The 18,885-nt window shown below is 58.0% G+C and carries 21 protein-coding genes and 1 riboswitch; of the genes, 7 read left to right on the forward strand and 14 right to left on the reverse strand.

Annotated elements, in window-relative coordinates; all coding sequences use genetic code 11:
- Window positions 1-77: 77 nt before the first annotated feature.
- From thiC to PQU98_RS16210, 4 genes are all read right to left on the reverse strand, one after another.
- Entirely contained in the window at window positions 78-1,931 is a 1,854-nt protein-coding gene (gene thiC / locus PQU98_RS16195; protein ID WP_272746003.1) for a phosphomethylpyrimidine synthase ThiC, read from the reverse strand.
- Between the two features lie 66 nt (window positions 1,932-1,997).
- Window positions 1,998-2,118, reverse strand: a riboswitch (TPP riboswitch).
- A gap of 449 nt (window positions 2,119-2,567) precedes the next feature.
- On the reverse strand, window positions 2,568-5,693 hold the full coding sequence (putA, locus tag PQU98_RS16200) for a bifunctional proline dehydrogenase/L-glutamate gamma-semialdehyde dehydrogenase PutA (protein ID WP_272746004.1): 3,126 nt from the start codon (window positions 5,691-5,693) through the stop codon (window positions 2,568-2,570).
- Window positions 5,694-5,942: 249 nt separating this feature from the next.
- Window positions 5,943-7,106 carry a TIGR03862 family flavoprotein gene (locus PQU98_RS16205; protein WP_272746005.1) on the reverse strand — a complete coding sequence of 388 codons (1,164 nt, stop codon included), beginning with the start codon at window positions 7,104-7,106 and terminating at the stop codon, window positions 5,943-5,945.
- Complete coding sequence (locus PQU98_RS16210; RefSeq protein WP_272746006.1) at window positions 7,099-8,040, reverse strand: endonuclease/exonuclease/phosphatase family protein; 942 nt, start codon at window positions 8,038-8,040, stop codon at window positions 7,099-7,101. Before PQU98_RS16210 ends, PQU98_RS16205 begins: the two co-directional genes overlap by 8 nt.
- A 174-nt stretch (window positions 8,041-8,214) precedes the next feature.
- Between PQU98_RS16210 and PQU98_RS16215 the strand changes: the two genes are divergently transcribed.
- A complete protein-coding gene (locus tag PQU98_RS16215; RefSeq protein WP_272746007.1) occupies window positions 8,215-8,424 on the forward strand; it encodes a DUF2061 domain-containing protein in 210 nt (69 codons plus the stop codon).
- Window positions 8,425-8,568: 144 nt separating this feature from the next.
- Here PQU98_RS16215 and PQU98_RS16220 read toward each other — a convergent pair whose 3' ends face one another.
- Both PQU98_RS16220 and PQU98_RS16225 read right to left on the reverse strand, forming a co-directional pair.
- The gene (locus tag PQU98_RS16220) at window positions 8,569-8,781 is read right to left on the reverse strand and encodes a CsbD family protein (protein WP_272746008.1); all 213 of its coding nucleotides are present in this window, start codon (window positions 8,779-8,781) and stop codon (window positions 8,569-8,571) included.
- A 220-nt stretch (window positions 8,782-9,001) separates the two neighbouring features.
- Window positions 9,002-9,721, reverse strand: a complete 720-nt coding sequence (locus tag PQU98_RS16225; RefSeq protein WP_272746009.1) for an SDR family oxidoreductase — start codon at window positions 9,719-9,721, stop codon at window positions 9,002-9,004.
- 162 nt (window positions 9,722-9,883) lie between these two features.
- Between PQU98_RS16225 and PQU98_RS16230 the strand changes: the two genes are divergently transcribed.
- The 4 genes from PQU98_RS16230 to PQU98_RS16245 all read left to right on the forward strand — a co-directional run bounded on the left by PQU98_RS16230 (window position 9,884) and on the right by PQU98_RS16245 (window position 11,942).
- Window positions 9,884-10,447 (forward strand): TetR/AcrR family transcriptional regulator, encoded by a 564-nt coding sequence (locus PQU98_RS16230; RefSeq protein WP_272746010.1) that lies wholly within the window; start codon window positions 9,884-9,886, stop codon window positions 10,445-10,447.
- Window positions 10,448-10,517: 70 nt separating this feature from the next.
- Entirely contained in the window at window positions 10,518-10,832 is a 315-nt protein-coding gene (locus PQU98_RS16235; RefSeq protein ID WP_272746011.1) for an ArsR/SmtB family transcription factor, read from the forward strand.
- Window positions 10,825-11,514 (forward strand): cation efflux transmembrane domain-containing protein, encoded by a 690-nt coding sequence (locus PQU98_RS16240; protein WP_272746012.1) that lies wholly within the window; start codon window positions 10,825-10,827, stop codon window positions 11,512-11,514. The genes PQU98_RS16235 and PQU98_RS16240 overlap by 8 nt, the downstream gene beginning before the upstream one ends.
- Before the next feature lie 92 nt (window positions 11,515-11,606).
- On the forward strand, window positions 11,607-11,942 hold the full coding sequence (locus PQU98_RS16245; RefSeq protein ID WP_272746013.1) for an MliC family protein: 336 nt from the start codon (window positions 11,607-11,609) through the stop codon (window positions 11,940-11,942).
- Here the strand turns inward: PQU98_RS16245 and PQU98_RS16250 are convergent.
- Both PQU98_RS16250 and PQU98_RS16255 read right to left on the reverse strand, forming a co-directional pair.
- Window positions 11,924-12,940 carry an adenosine deaminase gene (locus PQU98_RS16250; protein WP_272746014.1) on the reverse strand — a complete coding sequence of 339 codons (1,017 nt, stop codon included), beginning with the start codon at window positions 12,938-12,940 and terminating at the stop codon, window positions 11,924-11,926. The genes PQU98_RS16245 and PQU98_RS16250 overlap by 19 nt on opposite strands.
- A gap of 52 nt (window positions 12,941-12,992) precedes the next feature.
- Complete coding sequence (locus tag PQU98_RS16255) at window positions 12,993-13,562, reverse strand: hydrolase (RefSeq protein ID WP_272746015.1); 570 nt, start codon at window positions 13,560-13,562, stop codon at window positions 12,993-12,995.
- 424 nt (window positions 13,563-13,986) lie between these two features.
- Here PQU98_RS16255 and PQU98_RS16260 point away from each other — a divergent pair, with 424 nt between their 5' ends.
- Window positions 13,987-14,850 (forward strand): alpha/beta hydrolase, encoded by an 864-nt coding sequence (locus PQU98_RS16260; protein ID WP_272746016.1) that lies wholly within the window; start codon window positions 13,987-13,989, stop codon window positions 14,848-14,850.
- Window positions 14,851-14,924: 74 nt separating this feature from the next.
- On the opposite strand, the gene dapA is transcribed toward PQU98_RS16260, so the two are convergent.
- From dapA to PQU98_RS16290, 6 genes are all read right to left on the reverse strand, one after another.
- On the reverse strand, window positions 14,925-15,830 hold the full coding sequence (gene dapA, locus PQU98_RS16265; protein ID WP_272746017.1) for a 4-hydroxy-tetrahydrodipicolinate synthase: 906 nt from the start codon (window positions 15,828-15,830) through the stop codon (window positions 14,925-14,927).
- Window positions 15,831-15,834: 4 nt separating this feature from the next.
- The gene (locus PQU98_RS16270) at window positions 15,835-16,113 is read right to left on the reverse strand and encodes a hypothetical protein (protein ID WP_272746018.1); all 279 of its coding nucleotides are present in this window, start codon (window positions 16,111-16,113) and stop codon (window positions 15,835-15,837) included.
- A gap of 154 nt (window positions 16,114-16,267) precedes the next feature.
- Complete coding sequence (locus PQU98_RS16275) at window positions 16,268-16,468, reverse strand: DUF2905 domain-containing protein (protein ID WP_272746019.1); 201 nt, start codon at window positions 16,466-16,468, stop codon at window positions 16,268-16,270.
- A 158-nt stretch (window positions 16,469-16,626) separates the two neighbouring features.
- Window positions 16,627-17,190: a DNA-3-methyladenine glycosylase I gene (locus PQU98_RS16280; protein WP_272746020.1), complete on the reverse strand. Its 564-nt coding sequence runs from the start codon at window positions 17,188-17,190 to the stop codon at window positions 16,627-16,629.
- A 66-nt stretch (window positions 17,191-17,256) separates the two neighbouring features.
- Window positions 17,257-17,646 (reverse strand): DUF1398 family protein, encoded by a 390-nt coding sequence (locus tag PQU98_RS16285; protein ID WP_272746021.1) that lies wholly within the window; start codon window positions 17,644-17,646, stop codon window positions 17,257-17,259.
- Window positions 17,647-18,114 carry a MarR family winged helix-turn-helix transcriptional regulator gene (locus PQU98_RS16290; RefSeq protein ID WP_272746022.1) on the reverse strand — a complete coding sequence of 156 codons (468 nt, stop codon included), beginning with the start codon at window positions 18,112-18,114 and terminating at the stop codon, window positions 17,647-17,649.
- A gap of 366 nt (window positions 18,115-18,480) precedes the next feature.
- On the opposite strand from PQU98_RS16290, the gene PQU98_RS16295 reads away from it, so the two are divergent.
- A complete protein-coding gene (locus tag PQU98_RS16295) occupies window positions 18,481-18,882 on the forward strand; it encodes a hypothetical protein (RefSeq protein ID WP_272746023.1) in 402 nt (133 codons plus the stop codon).
- Window positions 18,883-18,885: the final 3 nt, after the last annotated feature.

The raw sequence follows: 18,885 nt of genomic DNA on the forward strand, positions 1-18,885 counted from the left end.
AATGTGGGGTCGAAACCCCACACCCCATTTGTTTAAACGCTACCCTATCCACCCACTTCAAGTTACGGGTGCAGGGTCTAAGACCCTGCTGCCGGGATATAGACTTCCGAACCCAGCGCTTTGAATTTTTCCGACATTTCCGACATGCCCGAAGAGGCGGCCTCAAGATCGGCTTTTTCGTTGTCGGTAAGGCCCGCGGCATAGTCGCGCACGTCCTGGGTGATCTTCATCGAACAGAACTTAGGCCCGCACATCGAGCAGAAGTGCGCGGTCTTATGGGCGTCCTTCGGCAGGGTCTCATCGTGGAAGGCCCGCGCCGTGTCGGGATCGAGGCCGAGATTGAACTGATCTTCCCAGCGGAAGTCAAACCGCGCACGGCTCAGCGCATCGTCCCACGCATGGGCGGCGGGGTGACCCTTGGCAAGGTCGGCGGCGTGGGCGGCGATCTTATAGGTAATCACGCCGGTTTTCACGTCATTGCGGTCGGGCAGGCCCAAGTGTTCCTTGGGCGTGACGTAGCATAGCATGGCCGTACCGAACCAGCCGATCATGGCCGCCCCGATGCCCGACGTGATGTGGTCATAACCCGGCGCGATGTCGGTCGTGAGTGGGCCCAAGGTATAGAACGGCGCTTCGCCGCAGGTGGCCAGTTGCTTATCCATATTGGCCTTAATCTTGTGCATCGGCACGTGGCCGGGGCCTTCGATCATGACCTGACAGCCCTTGGCCCACGCGACCTTGGTGAGTTCGCCAAGGGTTTCCAGTTCGGCAAACTGGGCGCGGTCATTGGCATCGGCAATCGAGCCCGGACGCAGGCCGTCACCGAGCGAGAAGGTGACATCGTACTCACGCATGATGTCGCATATCTCCTCAAAGTGCGTGTAGAGGAAGTTTTCCTTATGGTGGGCCAGACACCACTTGGCCATGATCGATCCGCCGCGTGAGACGATGCCGGTGACGCGCTTGGCGGTCAGGTGGACGTAAGCAAGGCGCACGCCGGCGTGGATGGTGAAGTAATCAACGCCCTGCTGAGCCTGCTCGATCAGGGTGTCGCGATAGACTTCCCAGGTCAGGTCTTCGGCGACGCCATTCACCTTCTCCAGCGCCTGATAGATCGGCACTGTGCCGATCGGGTTGGGCGAATTGCGCAGGATCCATTCGCGGATATTGTGGATGTTGCGGCCGGTCGACAGGTCCATGACGTTGTCGGCGCCCCAACGGATCGCCCACACCATCTTATCAACCTCTTCTTCCATTGAGGAGGTGACGGCGGAATTGCCGATATTGGCGTTGATTTTCACCAGGAAATTGCGGCCAATGATCATCGGCTCGACTTCGGCGTGGTTGATATTGGCAGGGATAACCGCGCGTCCGCGGGCGACTTCGTCGCGGACAAATTCCGGTGTGATAAAGTCGGGGATTTCCGCCCCGAAATCTTCGCCATCACGGATGACCTCAGCATCGGCCTTGCGGCGGATGTTTTCGCGGATGGCGATATATTCCATCTCAGAGGTGATGATACCGGCGCGAGCGTATTCCAATTGTGTGACCGGACGACCGGCCTTACCGCGCATCACCTTGGGCAGGTTCGGGAACTGCGGCGCCAGAGCGGCCTCAGAGACATTGCCGTTGTCTTCGGGCTTTACGACGCGGCCTTCGATAAATTCGACATCGCCGCGATCAAGGATCAGCTTTTCGCGCACCCGCGGCAGACCCTTATCAATCTGCGGCACAAAGCCGTCTTCGGTATAGGGGCCGGTGGAATCATAGAGGCTGACCGGCGGCTCATTGGCCTCCGGTTGCAGGGCGACTTCGCGGAACGGCACGCGCACGTCGGGGAACAGGGTGCCAGGTTCATAGACCTTTTTCGAGCCCGGAAAGGGCGAGGCTTCGACGCGGATCGGCTTTAAATCTTTGATTGGTTTATTCATGGAAAATCCCTCATAAAAACAAAGGGATCATGAGCGCAGATTGCAGGTGCTTTTCGCCTGTAAAGCCAAAAAGCGTATCCAACTCCCTTCGCCGGCATGACCCGGATCAGGTTCGGCGGTTTTAAAGCACAGCATTGAGTGCTTAGTCTCAGCCCGCATAAGCCTGCGGACACTCCGGTGAACTAACTTGATTCAGGATAAAGGAACGCCGCGCCACTCGCAAGCGGATAAAAAAAGACCCGAAGCGGGGAGCCGCGCCGGGTCGTAAGTTTCACCATAAGGACTTAAGCCTTAATCACCCTCATGGTGTTATCAGCAACGTTCAAAAAGGGGTGCAAAGTGAACGTTCATTCATTTGTACGCAGGCACGCGAATTTTCCGTCGCGGCAAATATAAAAATTTGATGTGGACTGGAAAGAAACTGTACCCCTCCGTCTTTTGGGCAAAGGCCCAAAATCCACCTCCCATGTAATGGAGAGGAGAGATGGGGCGGACTTCCACCTCCCTATCGTGGTAACGATGGGGAGGTGGCGTTGAGCGCAGCGAGATGACGGAGGGGTATTTACCCCCTGTTGTCTTTGATGTTTGCATCAAAGACAACCTCCCCCTCCAAGAGGGGGAGTTCTTAAGGTAAGATCAGAGATTCAACAGAGCGGGATCGCCGCCCTGCGCGGTGATGTTGTTGGACACGGCGCGTTCCGAGGCAAAGCGGATCAGGCTGAACGGGCCGCCCGCCTTGGGGCCGGTGCCGGACAGGCCTTCGCCGCCAAAGGGCTGAACGCCCACGACGGCACCGATGATCGAGCGGTTGATATAGACATTGCCCGCAGGCACGGCCTCAGCAATATCTTCGGCAAAGGCTTCGATCCGCGAGTGGACGCCCAAGGTCAGCCCATAGCCGCGACCGGCCAAAGCGTCGGTCGTCGGCTGATAGTTTTGCGAATCGTAACGCACGACATGCAGGACGGGGCCGAACACTTCGCGCTCCAACTCATCAGCAGAGGACAGCTCCACCAAGGTTGGCGCAAAATAGTCGCCGTTCAATCCAGATGGCGTCGGCGTGCGGTGCAGAACCTGCCCCTTGGCCTCGCATCGGCTCAGGTGGGCTTCTAAGATGTCGCGGGCATCTTTATCGATCACCGGGCCGGTATCATTGACCGGGTTGGACGGATCGCCGATCAGCAGCATGTCCATCGCGCCCTTGAGGCCCTCGATATAGGCATCAGCGACGTCATGGGGCAGGAACAGCAACCGCAGGGCCGAGCAGCGCTGACCCGATGATCCAAACGCCGACAGGATGACATCGTCAATGACCTGTTCCTTCAGCGCTGTGGTATCGACAAACAGGCCATTCAGCCCGCCGGTCTCCGCGATAAACGGCACGATCGGCCCGCGTTTATTGGCCAGAGTTTTGTTGATCATCCATGCGGTTTCGGTCCCGCCCGTGAAGGCTACGCCCGCTATATGTGGAAGCGCTGTTAATTGCGCGCCTACTGTTTCACCTCTGCCGGGCAAAAGCGCCAACAAGGCGGCGTTCAGACCCGCCTTATGGAACAGCTTGACGGCCTCAGCGGCGATCAGCGGCGTCTGCTCGGCCGGTTTGGCCAGCACGGCATTGCCTGCGGCCAAAGCGGCGGCAATCTGACCGGTGAAAATCGCCAGCGGGAAGTTCCACGGGCTGATGCACACAAACACGCCGCGGCCATGCAGTTCGTGGGAATTGCGCTCACCGACCGGGCCGGTCAGCATCTTAGGCTGGCCGAATTGTTCAATGGCAAGCCGCGCATAATAGCGGCAGAAATCAACGGCTTCGCGCACTTCGGCAATGGCGTCGGCCCAGGTTTTCCCGGCTTCGCGCACGATCAGGGCGCACAAACGATTGAGGTCAGCCTCCAGCGCATCGCCCATTTTGTTAAGGACTTCGGCGCGTTTGGCCCCGCCCAGTTTATTCCAGTGCGGTTGGGCTGATTTGGCGAGGTCAAAAGCGTTTGCAATATCGGCCTTGGTGGCCTCATGCACCACGCCGACCTTGATCAGGCGGTTGGCGGGGGCAGTGACGACTTCAAACGCCGCCGAGGTGTTTTCCTCCCCGCCGACCAGCGGGGCCGCCACAAAGCTCGTGCCGTCGACCTTATCGATTGCCATCCCGAAGGTATCGCGCACGGCCTTGATCGACAGATCGGGCCCGAACGAGTTCAGACGATCGCCATAAATCGTGCGCGGCAGATTAAGGCGCGGGTGACGGTCAGGATGGGCCATGACCTCATCGATCGGGTCGTGGATGACCGCTTCGGCGGGAATGTTTTCGTCCATTAGCGCGTTAACGAAGGACGAATTGGCGCCGTTTTCCAGCAGGCGGCGCACCAGATAGGGCAGCAGGTCTTCGTGGCCGCCAACGGGGGCGTAGGCCCGCAATGGAAAGTCGCCAAAGACATCCTGCGCACAATCATAAAGCACCTCACCCATACCATGCAGGCGCTGGGATTCGACGGTAACTTTTGCGTCGCGGGCCATACGGCGCACAGCAGCCAGAGTATGGGCGTTATGGCTGGCGAACTGGGCATAGATATGGGGGGCGGCGTCAATCAGGGCCTTGGCGCAGATAAGGTAAGAAAGGTCGGTGGCGACCTTAGTCGTGTGCACCGGATAGTCTTCGCGGCCCATGACCTGCGCGCGTTTGATTTCCGAATCCCAATAGGCGCCCTTGACCAGCCGCACCATCAGACGGCGGCCGGATTTCTGCGCCAGAGTTTTCAGCGCCGCGATCACTTCGGGGCAGCGCTTCTGATAGGCCTGAACGGCCAGGCCCAGGCCCTGCCAGTCGCCAAGCTCCGGCTCATAGCACAGTTTGTCTAGCAGCTTGAGCGAGATGGCCAGCCGGTCGGTTTCTTCGGCATCGATGGTGAAGTTGATATTGGCCTTGGCGGCCTGAATGGCCAGCGCTTTCAGGCGGGGATAGAGCACCTCAAAAACGTCTGCGACCTTGACCGCCTCATAGCGCGAATAGATGGCCGACAGCTTGACCGAAATGCCGTGATCGGCTTCCGGCCCGCGCGTGCAGACTTTCGACAGGGCGGTGATGGCGTCACTATACGCCTTGGCATAGCGGACAGCGTCGGCTTCGGTGCGCGCCCCTTCGCCCAGCATGTCGAACGAGCAGAGATAGCCGTCTTTTTTGGAGCGTTTCAGGGCGGCTTCAATGGTGCGGCCCAGCACGAACTGCTCGCCCATGATGCGGATGGCGGCGGCGACCGCCTGACGGATGACGGGCTCACCGACGCGGGCCGCAAGGCCGGACACGTAACCCTTGACGTCCTTTTTAGCATTGTCTTCGACATCGATCAGCTTACCCGTCAGCATCAGGCCCCAGGTCGAGGCATTGACGAACAGATTATCGGACTTGCCAAAATGGCTGGCCCAGTCGGCAGAAGATATTTTTTCGGCAATGAGCTGATCGCGGGTGTCTTCATCGGGCGTGCGCAGCAGGGCCTCAGCCAGACACATCAGCGCCAGACCTTCGCGGGTGCCGAGTGAAAACTCTTTCAGGAAGCTTTCGACCACGCCCTGCCGGCGGGCGGCTTTGCGGGTGGCGCGGACAAGGTTTTCGGCTTCGGCGCGGATGACGGCGCGGTCCTGTTGCGACAGAGTATTGGCCACCAGCAACCGCTCACACGCCTTGACGTCGGTCATATATTTGGTGTCGTCGAGAGCGTCCCAATCGACGGTGAAGCTGGTGAAGGTATGGGGGGCAGGGGAAGCCATATGTGCGCTCCGCAAAATAATGTGGTGGCAAAATACATTATGCCATGCCGGAACGTAATGATGTCGGGTTATGATAAAACAGAATGACCTGTTTCCGGTTTGGGTGTCGTTGGAAAAGATACCCCTCCGTCTGCTCGCTATGCTCACAGCCACCTCCCCACTGCGTAGGGAGGAGGTAGGGGGCAAACCCTTCTCCTCCCCATGTCATGGGGGAGGTGGCAGACCAAAGGTCTGACGGAGGGGTATATCTTACGCTTTAAGGATCGATCGCGCGGCCATGACCGACGTAGCAAAGGTCGCCTGCAGCAGATAGCCGCCGGTCGGGGCTTCCCAGTCGAGCATTTCGCCCACGGCATAGGTGCGGGGCAGGGCTTTCAGTTCGTAATCCGGCGTCAGGCTGGTGAAACTGATCCCGCCCGCAGACGATATGGCGCGATCCAAACCTTGCGCGCCGGTCAGGCGCAACGGCACGGCCTTGATATCAGCGGCTTTTGTTTCCTGCACCAGCGCGATGGCGGCGGGGCTGAGGTTCAGCGATTTGCGCAAACGGTTGCTTTGGCTGTCCTTTGGTGAGGCGCGGCCAAGTTTCGAGATCACCTGACCGGCATTGAGATCAGGGCGCAGGTCTATGGTCAGGTCGGCCTGACCGTGGCGGGTGATGGCGTCGCGTAAGGCCGAACTTAAGGCATAGATCGCCCCGCCTTCGACGCCGGTGCGGGTCAGCATCAGCTCGCCCTTGACCTCACGGCCCGCGAAGCTAAGCGCAATGTTTTTCAGTGGTTCTCCGGAAAATTTATCGCGGAAATGGTCGCTCCAGACGGTGGTGAACCCGGCGTTTGAGGGCTGAAACGGGGCGATCTCAACGCCTTTGGCGCGTAAGGTATCGGCCCAGCCGCCATCACCGCCGAGCTTGGGCCAACTGGCCCCGCCTAGCGCCAGAATTGTGTAATCGGGCTGTATGCGTACCGTCTCGCCCTGCTGGTCGAAAACCAGCGTCTCACCATCGAACCCGCGCCAGTCATGACGAGTGTGGAGTATAACCCCTTGCGCCTCAAGCCGCTTCAGCCACGCCCGCAGCAGCGGCGAGGCTTTCATCGCCTTGGGAAACACCCGGCCCGATGAGCCGACAAAGGTTTGCGCGCCCAAACCATCGGCCCAGTCGCGCAAGTCCTTAGGTGTAAAGGCTTCCAGAGCCGGTCGTAATTGCGGGCTGCGCTTGCCATAACGGGCCACAAAGCGCTCAAACGGTTCCGAGTGGGTCAGGTTCAGGCCCCCGCGTCCGGCCATCAGAAACTTACGCGCCACCGACGGCATCCGGTCATAGAGGTGGGGGTGGTGGCCTGCCGTGCTTAAAATCTCGGCGGCCATAAGGCCTGCGGGGCCGGCGCCGATAATGGCGACGGTCTTAGTCATGGGCCGCCCCCAGATCGATATCAGCGCGGATCGGGAAATGATCCGACCCTATGGACGGCAGGACTTTATAGTGTGCGGCGGGAATATCGCGGGTCAGGACGTGATCGATCTGAATGGCCATCAGCGGATTATCGGCGGGCCAGGTATAGGCAAACCCCGAACCGGCAGGGCGCTGCATCTTCGCCGCAACCAATGGCGTCAGGCTATGCGACCACAGGGTCGAATTAAGGTCGCCGGTGACGATGACTGGTTTTTGAGTGATGCTGAACTCACGGGCGATGGCTTCGATATAAGACCTGTTTTTGGCACTCCATCTGGCATGAACGGGTGGGACAGGGTGAGCGACGAATAGGACGAAATCTGCGAACTCGGCGCGTAGTAGTGGCACTTCGGGATCATCAAGTGTCAGGATTTTCGCCGTAAACGGGGCCTTGGCATAGAGGCTGATGCCAAAGGCGCTGCGGCCGGAAATATCGTAGCTGTAGGGATAACGGTCTTTCAGGCCGCTCAGGGCCGTTTGCCAGTGGTCGGCAGCTTCGACGACGGCAAAGATATCCGGGTCTTCGCGGGCAACCATATCGGTGACGGCATCGTAATCCTTGCTGACATAGAGCACATTGCTCATGACCAGACCGAGGGGCTTGGCGGCGGGGTCGGGCGAGGGCAAGGCGGGAACGCTCATGCTGCGTAGTGTAATGGGGGCAATGGTCAGGGCCAGCACCATCAAAGACGCTATAATCAGCCGCCGGTTTTTCATCGTTAGGCAGGTGGCGCACAGAACCACGGCGGCCACGGCAATCTGAAGCCGGAACGGCGTGATCAGGTCGGCAAACCACAGCCAGCGCGCCATAAAGCTGAACAGTGTTACGGCGGTGATCGCCAGCAGACACAGCATGAGGGCGGACGTAATCAGGCGGCGAAGGTGAGGGGGCATTGTGATCCGCGACGGTAAGTTTGGGCCACATAATCGTCTGCGAGGGTTTAAGGCCAGCCTAAAATTGCAACGCGGCGGAATAAAATTTTCTTATCGCATATTCAAAAACAATTGATTTTACCTATATTGTGATTGCGAGTAATTTGCATTTATAGAATTTCAGGAGAGACCCTTATGCGTTTAGCCGCCAAAACTCTGTCCTACAGTGCCATGCACGTTATGGTCGCCTCATCCGTCGCCTATGCCCTAACGGGCAATTGGGCGATCGCCCTCGGTATCGGTTTGCTGGAGCCTATGGTGCAGACCATTGCCTATCCGCTGCATGAGTACCTGTGGGAGCGCAAACCAGTTAAGGTCGAGCTGTTCCATAATCACGGGCATTAGGGATTGCCCCTCACCCTAAAAAGGTTGCCCCTCACCCTAGCCCTCTCCCCGTAGTACGGGGAGAGGGAACTTGCACGAAAAAGGCCGCTGACGTCTCTCTCCCGTCAGCGGCCTTTTCCATAAGCGCTCCCGAAACCGGGTGCGTTATTTCACGCGATCATAAGCGGAATCATTCCACTTTTTGATCTGGGCTTCGACTTCGTCTTGCGCGATACCGTAGCGTTCCTGAATCTTGCCCGCCAGTTGCTTGCGGTCACCTTCGATGACATCCAGATCATTGCCGGTCAGCTTGCCCCAGGTTTCCTGCAGCGAGCCCTTAACCTGTTCCCAGCTACCTTCGATACGATTGCGGTTCATGGTCTTTCTCCGTAATTTCAATGCGTTGGGTTAGGTGCTTAAATTAGCGGGTCTGGCACTAAAGGTTCAAAGCGGATGGCGGGCTGACAGATAAGTATAGAATAAGCGATCACGCCCTCCCGGTTGGGGGAGGGCTTGATCGTTCAAGCCGCCATTGCGGCGCGGCCAAGGTGGCGCAGCCACCGCCCAGAAAGGACTAAAAGACAGCGAGGGACTAAAATCAGTGTGCGGCGTTGAATACCTTCTCAAGGCCAATCGCATTGGTGGCCCAGGTCGCACCAATCGCCTGAGCGGTCGGATCGGGATAGATATATTCTTCACCGGCTTCGATGCCCTCAACAATCAGGGCGGCGGCAGTTTCCGGCGTAGCCTTATTCAGGGGGATATCGCGCGCCATGTCGGTATCGATCGGGCCGGGGAAGACGCCTAAAACTTCAACGCCGGTGTCTTTCAATTCTTCGCGCACCGACTGGGTGATCGACAACAGAGCCGCTTTCGAGGCCGAGTACCCGGCCAGACTATGGGCGGCCACAAGGCCTACGACGCTGATAACATTGACGATGGTGCCGGAATTCTTTGCCACCAGTTGCGGCGTAAAGGCGCGCAGGACGTTCAGTGTGCCAAAGACATTGGTGGTGAAATCATAGCCGAAGTCGTCATTGGAACTGGTCAGCACCGTGCCGAACTGAGCCGTGCCGGCATTATTAATGACGATGTCGATATCGCTGTATTGGGCGGCCAGGGCCTGAACCGCCGCGTTATCGGTGATATCAAGTTTGACCGGCACGACGCGGGCATCGCCAAAGTCAGGCAGGCTGGCCGGGTTGCGGGCGCCAGCATAGATTTTGGCGGCCCCTTTGGCCAGCAGTTCGCGCACGATGGCGGCGCCGATGCCGCGGTTGGCGCCGGAAACGAGGATGGTTTTGTTGGCGATTTTCATGATCATAGCTCCGAAGAAGAGAGGAAAGGGAAACGCTTTGGGAACTGGGTGGTTGTAAACCGATCTGTTTACATTGAGGCTGTGTGTAAACCGATCAGTTTACATTGTCAACGATGTCCGTTATAAAAAAATATCACCCATCCCCCATCGGACTGTGCGCATATGACCAAGGCTCTGAAAAAACAGGAAATTATCGATCGTGCCTATGAGCTGTTTTACGATCACGGCTTTCACGCTACCGGCGTCGATAAGGTCATGGCCGATACCGGCATTTCCAAGCGCACCCTCTATAAGTACTTCCCGTCCAAGGAAGACCTGATCGCCGAGGTGATCGGCCATTATCTGGAAACCTTTTTGAGCATAGCCCCCGATGAGATCGCGCGCTTAAGCCCCGATCCGGCCGGACGGGTCATGGCCCTGTTTGATTTTCGTAAGGCGATGTTCGATGAGGGTTGCTTTCGCGGCTGCTTCGCCATCAGCGCCAATCTGGAATATTCGGGGCGAGACACGCCGGTGCAGGCGGCCAGCCTAAAATTCTTTGAGACCTTCCTGAACTACATAAAAAGCCTGTGCGCGGACGGCGGTTATAAGGGCCCCGATAAACTGGCGGGGGAGGTTATCATCCTGTTTAACGGGGCGGTGGTGGCGTCTCAGGCCAGCCGCAGTTCGGCACCGTTTGACGCCGCCAAATCGGTGCTGGCTAAGCTGCTGGCGGATGCCAGATAACCAGCAGTCGTAAAATCCCTTTCTTGCAAACATTCAAATAATTGTTTATATGTTTGTCATGGATGCGGCCGTGACCCAAACAGACCTGCCTGATGACGATGATGTCGTTATCGAACTGGCCGAAATTTTCCACCTTCTGGGCGATCCGATGCGGCTGCGCATTGTGCTGCGCTGTCTGGCGGGTGAGGCGGCGGTCGGCGATATCGCGGCCTCAGTCGGGGCGTCCACCGCCTTGACCAGCCACCATCTGCGCCTGCTGAAAGCCGCGCGTCTGGTGCGCTTTCGCAAGCAGGGCAAGCAGATTTTCTACACCTTAAGCGACCATCACGTCCGCCACATGATTGAGGATATGCGCGACCATATCCGGGAGCCTGACCATGACTGATCATAACCATTCCCACGAACATGGCGCGACCTGTTCTCACGGTCATGACCATAGTCATGATCACGGTTTTCTAGGGCTGGGCCATCATGATCATGACACCGGCCCGGTGGTCGAAGCGCGTTATCGCAAGGTGTTGTGGGTCGTTCTGGCGGCCAATGCGGCTATGTTCCTTGTGGAAATCGGGGCAGGTCTTAAGGGGCTGTCGATGGCATTGCTGGCCGATGCGCTCGATTTCGCGGGCGATGCCGGCAATATCGCCATTAGTTTATTGGTGTTGAGCGCTGTCCAATCGGTGCGCGCCAGGGCATCCCTGTTCAAGGTCGCCTGTATGGTCGCGTTCAGCCTGTGGGTCGGGGGGGCGACGGTTCTGCAACTGATCAACGGCACCGTGCCACGCCCGGAAATCATGGGGGTCGTCTCGGTTCTGGCCATCGCGGTCAATCTGGGCAGTGCGGCGTTTCTGTATCGCTACCGGTCGGGTGATTCCAATGTCATGTCGGTGTGGCTGTGTGCCCGCAATGACGCCATCGGCAATGTGCTGGTTATGATTGCCGCTGTCATCGTCTGGCAGACCGGATCGAATTTGGCCGATGCGGTGGTGGCGTTGCTGATGGTGGCACTTGGCTTGTCGGCCGCGTGGCGGATCGGGCGGCAGGCGATGGGTGAATTACGCGGCGCATGATCCCTATCAAAAACTTATTTTGAAGCCGCTATAAAACCTTTATAAGACATATGGTAAAACGCACAGGTCGAAGACACATAAAGGGGCAGGACATGATCCGGATTTTAGCCGCGTCAACCGCAGTGATCACCTTATCGGCCTGCGCCACCATGCCCTCCGCGCCGCCCCCGCCACCGCCGCCACCTTTGGGCGCACCGTCAGCGGACGGGATACCTTACACGTGTGCGGACGGCACCACGTTTGTCATCAGCTTCATGCCGGATGCCGCCTTGGTGACTTTGGTCGACGGCACCCAGATTCAGCTCAAGCAGCAGCCGGCCGCATCCGGTATGTGGTATTCTTCGGGCCGTCACGAATTCCGCGGCAAGGGCTCAGACGCCACCTGGGCTGTCGGGCGCATGGTGCCCACTCAGTGCAAAACCGAATAGGCGTCGATTTCGGCCAAAAGCTCAGTTTTTCGCGCATCCGTGGCGAATGACCCGGTGACCGAATTGCGGGCTAAGGTCACACAATCAGCGCGGCTGATCAGGCGAAGGCCGGTCAGGGCAAGGAAATTGTCATTCACATACCCCCCGAAATAGGCCGGATCATCGGAATTGATGGTGGCTTTCAGGCCGCGTTTCAGCATGTGCGGGATCGGGTGGGTGTTCATATCCTCAACCACACACAGCTTATGGTTCGACAGCGGACACACCGTCAGCGTCAGGCCAGAGGCCGCCAGCCGTTGGGTGAGAGCCTCATCCTCCAGTGAGCGATTGCCGTGGTCAACGCGGTCGATGCCCAATATATCGAGCGCTTCGCAGACATAGTCCGGCGGGCCTTCCTCACCGGCATGGGCGACCAGCTTTAGCCCCAAGGCGCGCGCACGGGCAAAGACGCGGGCGAATTTTGACGGTGGATGGCCGACTTCGGAGGAATCGAGGCCCACGCCGATTATTTTATCCAGATGCGGCACAGCCATCTCAAGCGTTTCAAGTGCTGCCTGTTCCGGCAGATGGCGCAGGAAGCACAGGATCAAACCGCTGGTCAGGCCCCAGCGGGCTTCGGCCTCAAGTTGTGCGCGGTGCAGGCCGTTGATGACCGTCTCATAGGCAATGCCGCGATCGGTATGGGTTTGCGGATCAAAGAAAATCTCAGCGTGGCGGACAGTATCGGCGGCGGCGCGCGCGAAATAGGCTATGGCCAGATCGTAAAAATCAGCCTCGGTACGCAGGACATCGGCGCCCTGATAATAGATGTCGAGAAAGTCCTGAAGATTGGAAAAATCATAGGCGGCGCGGATGGCGTCTACGCTGTCGAACGGCAGGGTGATGCCGTTGCGCCGCGCCAGCTCAAACATCAGTTCGGGCTCCAGAGTGCCTTCAATATGGACATGCAATTCTGCCTTGGGCAGGCTCGCCACAAACGCATCCAGATCATAAGCCATATGCACCTCCATAGCGGTATAGTCCGCCGGAAACCTTGGCGTGACAAGGGGCTTAAGCCGTAAAATGCAGTTCGGCGCTTTGGATGACGCGGCTGATGCGCGGCAGGATGTATTGAATGCTCAGGCGGTGCAGGTGGTCGGACTGACTGGTACACAGGTCTTCTGCTATGACCACATCATAGCCGTGCTCCCACGCCTGACGGGCGGTCGATTCGACGCCGAAATTGGTGGCAATGCCCCCGAGGACTATGGTTTTAACCCCGCGACGGCGGAGTTGGGCGTCAAGTTCCGTGCCGTACAGCGCGCCCCACTGGTGCTTTGAAATCACCAGATCGCCGTCCTTAACCAGACCGGGATAAAAGGTGGCGAAATCGGCAGGCATCCCGCCTTCGGGGCGGGGCATGGGTTGATCGACATTCGTGGACGGCATATCGGCATAATCCTTTGCCCAGCAGACATGGACCGGCACGACCAAAGCCTGTGAGTCGCGGAACTTTTCCGCCAAAGCTATGCCACTTTGCGCCACCAACTGACCGTCGCGCGGTTCCAGCGGCCGGTTGATGATGCCATTCTGCAGGTCGATCAGGACAAGGGCGGTGGTGCGGGGATTAAGGGCGATCATGGGGGCTCAAAGCTCAAATGGGCGGGGTAATGCTTGTTTCTCCTCCCCATAACATGGGGAGGTGGCGCAGCTTGTCTGCGACGGAGGGGTATGCCGTCGCCAGAAGATACCCCTCCGTCTGCTCGCTTAGCTCGCAGCCACGGCACGGGCCGCCCCACTCCCCATCTTCGATAGGGAGGGGAAAGGTTGTCAATTCGGAACTGGGTGAAATGGCTTGCTTTGTCATTGCGTTGCGCTAAATTAATCGCAATCAATCAATATCGAGCATTTGAGGCTCGGTCAGAAACAGGGGCCAGACATGGATCGTCGTCGTTTACTCACGCTGGGGGCCGCGGCCGCCTTTTTTCCGCAGATAGCCTGCGCCCTCTCAATACCAGGGCCTCCGGTTGTTCCGATAAAATTAGTTCCGGCCCTAAAGCCCCCGTTGGAGAGTTTCAAACTGTGGCCCAACGGCGCGCCGGGGGCTAAAAAGGTCACGGTCAAGGAAGACTGGATCCTGCGTAACGCCGGTGGCGACCCGAACGATACGGCGGCCACCCACGTTACCGATCCGATCCTGATGGTACGGCGCCCGAAAAACCCCAATGGCGCGGCGGTGCTGATGATCCCCGGCGGCGGCTATGTGCGGGTGGCGGTATCGCGGGCAGGCGGCGGCACCGATCAGTGGCTGGCCGATCAGGGCATCACGACCTTTGTTATGACCTATCGCTTGCCCGCCGATGGTTGGGCCGCGGGGCCGGAAACCCCGCTTCAGGACGCCCAGCGCGCGATCCGTCTGATCCGCCACCGCGCCGCCGAGTTCGGTATCGACCCTAAGCGCGTGGCCGTGATCGGCTTCTCAGCCGGCGGACATCTGGCCGGATGGCTATCCGAAAGCTTCGGGCGGGAGTCTTACGCGCCAGTCGATGCCGCCGATACTCAATCGACCAAGCCGCTGATGGCGGGCCTGTTCTATCCGGTCATGACCATGACGGCCCCCCATGCTCACGGCGGGTCGGTCAAGCAACTGTTCCCGCAAGGATCTACCGATGCCCAGCGCAAAGCCCTGTCGCTGGAGCAAAACGTGCCGGTCGATATGCCGCCAACCTTTCTGGCCCATGCCGGAGATGACCGGGTGGTGGTCGCTGAAAACAGCCTGATGCTTTACGGCGCCTTACGCGCCAATAAGACGCCGACCGAACTGCATATCTTCGAAAAAGGCGGCCACGGTTTGCGCACCAACGGCAAGGACGAGCCGTTTATGGAGCTATGGCTGCCGTTCGCTAAGCGGCACGGGCTTTTGGGCTAAGCGCATCCCAAAAAGTGTATCGCGGTTTTTGGATAAGATGCGCGTCAAAGAAAGCATTTAAAGCTTATCCCGATCTACTGTGCAAATGCGGGATAAGCTTTAAGCCCGCTTAAGGCATTAAGCGCGTCCCTGATCCGCTGGCGGCTGTCGTCGTGGACTGGGATAAGCGGCAGTCGCAGCTCTTCATGGATGTAGCCCTGAAGTGCCAGCGCCGCCTTGACCGGTGACGGGTTTGGATCACGAAACATCAGCTTGATCAGCGGGCGGAACTGGTCGAACACCCCCCAGGCCTCTTCGGCGCGGCCCGCCTGCATCAACTCATAAACCGCCACAAACCGGTCGGGAAACAGGTGGGATGAGGCCATAATCCCGCCGTGTCCGCCCATCTGAAGCGTCAGGTAAAGCCAGCTATCATCGCCGCTTAAGACCTTAAGGCCGTCCATTTCGGTCAGCAGCGACAGGTGCTCCAGGGTCAGGCCACAGGCCTTGATGGCTGGAAAGCGGCCGGTTTCATAGAGCCGGAATATAGTCTCCGGGGCCATTGACACACCGGTGCGGGCGGGGATGTTATAGAGCACAATCGGCCGGTCGGTGGCTTCGGCTATGGTCATGAAATGGCGGTATATGCCTTCCTGACACGGGCGGACATAGGACGGCGGCGACACCAGAAATCCATCGGCAAGAGTATGGCTGAAATGGCGAACCTCACGGGTTACGCCTTCGGTCGACGCGCCTTCAATGCCGACCAGAACCGGGCAAAGACCGTCAGTGACGGTAAGTATGGTATTGAGGACGGCGTGTTTTTCTCGTGAGGTGAGGGCGGGCCCTTCGCCGGTGGTGCCACCGGCGACGACGCCGTGGATGCCCGCGTCAAGCAGGTGCTGAGTGAGGTGTGCCGCAGCGGCATGGTCAATGGCTCCGTTCTTAAAAGGCGTGATAAGGGGCGTATAGATGCCGCTGAAATTTGTGGGGAGACGCATAGGGTTAACCCTCGACAGGACGAAGCGTTGCGGCGGGTTTCAGCGCTCCAAATTCGGCTGAGGGCAGGCCCAGAATAAGGGCGTGCAACAGCAGGCCGTAGGTGGCGGCTTTGACATAGATCCAGATGCGGGTCTGATGACGTGCGGGCAGGGCCTCACAGTTCATATCGCCAATCAGGTCGGCACATTCGGTTTTAAGGAGTAACTGGGCCTTTTGACTTAAGGCCTCATCGACGGTCAGGGGGAAGTAAACCGTAGGCGTAAAGGGGGCGGCGCAAGCCATTTGGGTACTCTGTTATCGTTGAAACAGAGGCGTAATTTAGCCCTGACCGCATATGGCCGGCGCATAGGTTTAGGCGAGAGTTGTAGAGATTTTGTATAGGCGGTCTATATGCGCGCATCTTGGTCCAAAAACCGCACACACTTTTTGGGATGCGCTACTTACGGAACAGCCAGAACAGGACGCTTAGGATCACGCTGATCAAGAGGCTGGTGACGATCGGCATATAAAAGGTGAAATTATCGCGTTTGACGACGATATCGCCGGGCAGGCGACCGATGCCTAGCTTCGACAGCCACGGCCACAACAGGCCGATGGCGACGATAAGGCATCCAATAATGATCAGAGTTTTGGCCAAAATGTTACCTCCTCCCCTGTTTACGGGGGACCGGGCCGCCGGAGCGGGTGGATTTTGCGCAAGCAAAAGACGGAGGGGGCAAATGTAGCCGAAATGCCCCCTCCGTCTCGTCGCATATTGCGCCTCGACACCTCCCCCGTAAACAGGGGAGGAGGAAGCTAACTGGCCCGGAAACAATCTCGCACATGATCATCGACCATACCTACGGCCTGCATATAGGCATAGATGATAGTCGAGCCGACAAAGCTCATGCCGCGTTTTTTCAGGTCTTTGGACAGGGCGTCTGATTCCGGCGTTTGGGCGGGCACATCTTTCAGGGTTTGCGGGTGGTTGAGTTTGGGTGCACCCCCGACAAAGCGCCAGACATAGGCGTCGAACGATCCGAACTCTTTCTGAATAGCCATGAATACATGCGCGTTTTTGCGTACTGAATAAATTTTGAGCCGGTTCTTGATAATTCCGGGGTGGGTCATCAGGGCCTCACATTCGTCATCAGTCATCTTAGAACAGGCGACCACATCAAAATTGTGAAAGGCGTCACGGTAACCGTCGCGCCTGACCAGAATACTTTCCCAGTTAAGCCCCGCCTGCGCACCCTCCAGGATCAGCATCTCAAACAAAAGCCGGTCATCATGAACCGGCACGCCCCATTCGGTGTCATGATAATGGACATAGTGGGGCTTGTTCAGGTTGACCCAGCCGCAGCGGATTTTATCGGTCATTAGTATCTCACAAATAAGCGCATCCCAAAAAGTGTATGCGGTTTTTGGATTCAGATGCGCGACAAACTATAAAATCGGGAACCGTTCAATGTGCTGAGACCCGTCGCGTCCGAAATAGATAGCCTGTTTGCCGGATATGAATACCCAATAATGGCAGCAGCCCGCCTTAATGATGCGGTCCATGAAGGTCAGGTATTTGATACGGCCCTGCTGGATGTCGGTGATGGCGGCCTTGACGGCGGCGGCATCGAAGGTGAGAGGGATGTCGCCCGCCTCATAGTCATAGGCGCCGACGTGGCTGGAGCCATCCACGCCCCACGCGATGTGGCGCTTTCCCGTTATATCGACCAGATAGCGTTCCGTGCCGCTTTGGGCCAGCCGCATGACCACTTCGGGAAAGGTGATCTGCTCGGCCAGCGACAGTTTCAGAGTGCTTTCGACGATGTGTGTGTCCATTTAAACCATCCGGTCTTTGCCGCGGGTGTCGGGGTTCCAGCCGTTGGCGGTCAGCAAAGACTGGATCGTGGCCATCAGGCGGGTTTTCTCGGCGGCGCTTAAAGAACTGAAAAACGCCGCATCATTGGCGTCGGCCTCATCGGCAAGCTGTGGCAAAAGCTGCGCGCCCTTGCGCGTCAGGGACAATTTCACCGCCCGCCGGTCGATCGGGTCGGTGTTACGGTTGATCAGCCCTTTGTGGACCATGCGCTCGGCCATCCGCGACAGGGACGAGGCATCGATGCCCACGATTCGCGCGGCTTCATTGAGGGTCAGGTCGCCCTTGCCGTACAATGAGCGCATCACGACCCATTGCGCGACCGTTATGTCGTGTTTTTCGAGCCGTTTGGCAAAGCTGTCCGACACGAAATTCGACAGGCAACGCAGCCAGTAACCCAAATGATCGTCCAGGGATGAAATTTTTTTCATGTAATGTAAATAATTGCATAGACAATAATTGTCAAGCCTTGCGCCTCAATCGCGCGTTAATCTTTGTTAAACAAGGGATTGCATCAGGGGCTCAGAAAATCAAATAGGGCGCAATCGTGCCCTTGTTATTGACTGATCCATAAGGGTTTTTTCCTGATCGTTTCTTTATATCGGGTCGGTTAGCCTGATTTTCGAAGGCGCCGATGAGGCCACGGGACAGAGGTTCGGTGATCTTATGACGCACTTAAGGCGGTTAGAACCGTCGCCCGAATTCGATGATTTGGCGTAATACCATACCACTTGGAAGCGTCGGTTGTCGGTCCATTCACTCTGAACCCACTTTTAATAACTGAAAGAGACACGTTCATGAAAACCACGACCTCCCCAATCTCTGGCAAGATTGCTGTTGCTGCCCTTTTGGGTGCCTTTGTTGCCGCTCCGGTACTGGCCCAGGACGCTACAGCCCCAGTGACGCCGCCAACTACAACCGCACCAGCCACACCTGAAGCGGCAACGACTGCTGAACCGGCCGCTGATGCGGTGCGTGTGACCGGCACCGTGGCCGAAGCCGCCGGCGACGGTAAATCCTACTCGGTCGAAGTTGCCACCCAGTCCGGCAAGAGCCGCCCGATCGCGGTTGATGCCTCGGCCGTGACGGGTGCACCTTTCGCGGTTGGTGACACTGTATCCATCACGGGGACGCTGGATGCTGACCAAACCAAGCTGACGGCTTCGGCCATCACCAAGGCGGACGCTGCGGGCCAGTAAGCC

Origin of the sequence: Asticcacaulis machinosus (assembly GCF_028550435.1) — a bacterium.
Taxonomy (GTDB): domain Bacteria; phylum Pseudomonadota; class Alphaproteobacteria; order Caulobacterales; family Caulobacteraceae; genus Asticcacaulis; species Asticcacaulis machinosus.

Bases quoted from the DNA above. Each gene is read 5' to 3' on its own strand.
- PQU98_RS16255 (WP_272746015.1), bottom strand. From the start codon at position 13,562: ATGATCGCCCTTAATCCCCGCACCACCGCCCTTGTCCTGATCGACCTG.
- PQU98_RS16250 (WP_272746014.1), bottom strand. From the start codon at position 12,940: ATGGCTTATGATCTGGATGCGTTTGTGGCGAGCCTGCCCAAGGCAGAA.
- PQU98_RS16205 (WP_272746005.1), bottom strand. From the start codon at position 7,106: ATGACTAAGACCGTCGCCATTATCGGCGCCGGCCCCGCAGGCCTTATG.
- PQU98_RS16225 (WP_272746009.1), bottom strand. From the start codon at position 9,721: ATGAAAATCGCCAACAAAACCATCCTCGTTTCCGGCGCCAACCGCGGC.
- dapA (WP_272746017.1), bottom strand. From the start codon at position 15,830: ATGCGTCTCCCCACAAATTTCAGCGGCATCTATACGCCCCTTATCACG.
- PQU98_RS16245 (WP_272746013.1), top strand. From the start codon at position 11,607: ATGATCCGGATTTTAGCCGCGTCAACCGCAGTGATCACCTTATCGGCC.
- PQU98_RS16210 (WP_272746006.1), bottom strand. From the start codon at position 8,040: ATGCCCCCTCACCTTCGCCGCCTGATTACGTCCGCCCTCATGCTGTGT.
- PQU98_RS16230 (WP_272746010.1), top strand. From the start codon at position 9,884: ATGACCAAGGCTCTGAAAAAACAGGAAATTATCGATCGTGCCTATGAG.
- PQU98_RS16290 (WP_272746022.1), bottom strand. From the start codon at position 18,114: ATGAAAAAAATTTCATCCCTGGACGATCATTTGGGTTACTGGCTGCGT.
- PQU98_RS16215 (WP_272746007.1), top strand. From the start codon at position 8,215: ATGCGTTTAGCCGCCAAAACTCTGTCCTACAGTGCCATGCACGTTATG.
- thiC (WP_272746003.1), bottom strand. From the start codon at position 1,931: ATGAATAAACCAATCAAAGATTTAAAGCCGATCCGCGTCGAAGCCTCG.
- PQU98_RS16220 (WP_272746008.1), bottom strand. From the start codon at position 8,781: ATGAACCGCAATCGTATCGAAGGTAGCTGGGAACAGGTTAAGGGCTCG.
- PQU98_RS16295 (WP_272746023.1), top strand. From the start codon at position 18,481: ATGAAAACCACGACCTCCCCAATCTCTGGCAAGATTGCTGTTGCTGCC.
- PQU98_RS16270 (WP_272746018.1), bottom strand. From the start codon at position 16,113: ATGGCTTGCGCCGCCCCCTTTACGCCTACGGTTTACTTCCCCCTGACC.
- putA (WP_272746004.1), bottom strand. From the start codon at position 5,693: ATGGCTTCCCCTGCCCCCCATACCTTCACCAGCTTCACCGTCGATTGG.
- PQU98_RS16285 (WP_272746021.1), bottom strand. From the start codon at position 17,646: ATGGACACACACATCGTCGAAAGCACTCTGAAACTGTCGCTGGCCGAG.
- PQU98_RS16240 (WP_272746012.1), top strand. From the start codon at position 10,825: ATGACTGATCATAACCATTCCCACGAACATGGCGCGACCTGTTCTCAC.
- PQU98_RS16280 (WP_272746020.1), bottom strand. From the start codon at position 17,190: ATGACCGATAAAATCCGCTGCGGCTGGGTCAACCTGAACAAGCCCCAC.